Source organism: Frateuria defendens, from assembly GCF_001182895.1.
Lineage (GTDB): Bacteria > Pseudomonadota > Gammaproteobacteria > Xanthomonadales > Rhodanobacteraceae > Frateuria_B > Frateuria_B defendens.
Genome location: NZ_LFQR01000184.1, coordinates 1 through 243 on the forward strand (window position 1 = coordinate 1; position 243 = coordinate 243).

Annotated in this window: 1 protein-coding gene; it reads left to right on the forward strand. The window is 60.5% G+C overall.

Annotated features, from left to right (window positions below; genetic code table 11):
* Positions 1-79: 79 nt before the first annotated feature.
* The coding region (locus ACH65_RS19280; protein ID WP_161805630.1) for a transposase at positions 80-243 on the forward strand (164 nt) is incomplete at its 3' end.

Here is a 243-nt window from a genome sequence, read left to right on the forward strand (position 1 = left end):
TCCTGATTCCCCACGAGTCGCATCCGATGATACGGCGCGGGTAGAGGCTGCAACCTCCTGATGAGACGGAGGAAGTGTCATGGCAGCGAAGAACCAGGTCCAATTTCAGCCCGGCATGAGCCTGATGAGTTTTCTTGACCGCTACGGCAGCGAAGAGCAGTGCCGAGAGGCTTTGGCGAAGGCGCGCTGGCCGAACGGGTTCCGCTGTCCGGACTGCGATCATCCCAGCCACTGCCACCTCAA